This is a genomic window from Neisseria sp. P0021.S007 (genome assembly GCF_051956855.1).
Genome location: NZ_JBQCXA010000107.1, coordinates 1 through 1,185, shown reverse-complemented (window position 1 = coordinate 1,185; position 1,185 = coordinate 1). Strand labels below are relative to the sequence as shown.

Below are 1,185 nucleotides of genomic sequence, written 5' to 3'. Positions count from 1 at the left end.
GCGCCAATCGGCGCTGCCCAAAAATGAAGCGCGGATGTTGTTGCAATATGCACTGGGTTACACGCGCGCGCAACTGGTTACACGCGGTACGGACGATTTGGCAGACTCTGCCCTGCAAACCTTGGAGGCTTTGGCTCAACGCCGTCTGAAAGGCGAGCCGATGGCCTATCTGTTGGGCGAACGCGAGTTTTACGGGAGACGTTTTGCCGTCAATCCCCATGTGCTGATTCCACGCCCTGAAACCGAGCATTTGGTGGAAGCCGTGCTCAAACGCTTGCCGCCGCAAGGCCGTGTGTGGGACTTGGGGACGGGCAGCGGCGCCATTGCCGTGACCGTCGCGCTTGAACGCGTTGATGCTGATGTTCGCGCATCCGACATCAGCGTTGGTGCTTTGGATACTGCCCGTCAAAATGCGGCCGAATTGGGCGCAAAAGTCGAGTTTGCGCAGGGTTCGTGGTTTGATACCGACAGGCCGTCTGAAGGCCGATATGATGTGATTGTTTCCAATCCGCCGTACATCGAGGACGGCGATGAACATTTGTCGCAAGGCGATTTGAGGTTTGAACCGCAAAATGCGTTGACCGACTTTTCAGACGGCCTCAGCCATATCCGCCACATTACCCAAGAAGCCCCCAAATACTTGAAAGCCAACGGCTGGCTGCTGTTTGAACACGGCTACGACCAAGGCGAAGCAGTGCGGAACATTATGCTTGAGAACGGTTTTGCCGAAGTGGCAACCGAACAGGATTTGGCTGGATTGGATAGGGTAACGCTGGGGCGTTTGCCTGCTTAATGGGCATGATTTGTCGAAATATAAAAAAGGGCGTGTCGATCACGCCCTTTTGGTTTTCTGGTTTGTCTGTTCAGACGGCCTGGTTTAACGCCAAGCAGCGACGAACTCCGCCCAATGTTGTTTTTCTTCGGCTTGTGCGGCCAGATAATGTTTGATGCGTTTAATTTCGACTTCGTATTCGTCGGCATCGAGCGCGCCGCTCATCATGCGAAAGCGCATGTACATCAGGTAGGTATTGGCGGCATCGGTTTCACAATAATCGCGGATGTCTTTCAGACGGCCTGCATGATAAGCGTCCCAAACTTTGCTGCCGTCCATACCCAGTTTGCCGGGGAAGCCGCAGAGTTTGGCCATATCGTCCAAAGGCACGCTGGCACGCGGTTGGTAGAGGG

Annotated in this window: 1 protein-coding gene and 1 pseudogene; one reads left to right on the top strand and one right to left on the bottom strand. The window is 54.7% G+C overall.

Features of this window, described 5'->3' with window-relative positions:
- Positions 1 to 13 precede the first annotated feature (13 nt).
- On the top strand, positions 14 to 793 hold the full coding sequence (prmC, locus tag ACTHUR_RS11490) for a peptide chain release factor N(5)-glutamine methyltransferase (protein ID WP_440398655.1): 780 nt from the start codon (positions 14 to 16) through the stop codon (positions 791 to 793).
- Positions 794 to 877: 84 nt separating this feature from the next.
- On the opposite strand, the pseudogene ACTHUR_RS11485 reads toward prmC, so the two are convergent.
- A pseudogene (locus ACTHUR_RS11485) lies at positions 878 to 1,185 on the bottom strand (3'-5' exonuclease); the annotation flags it as partial.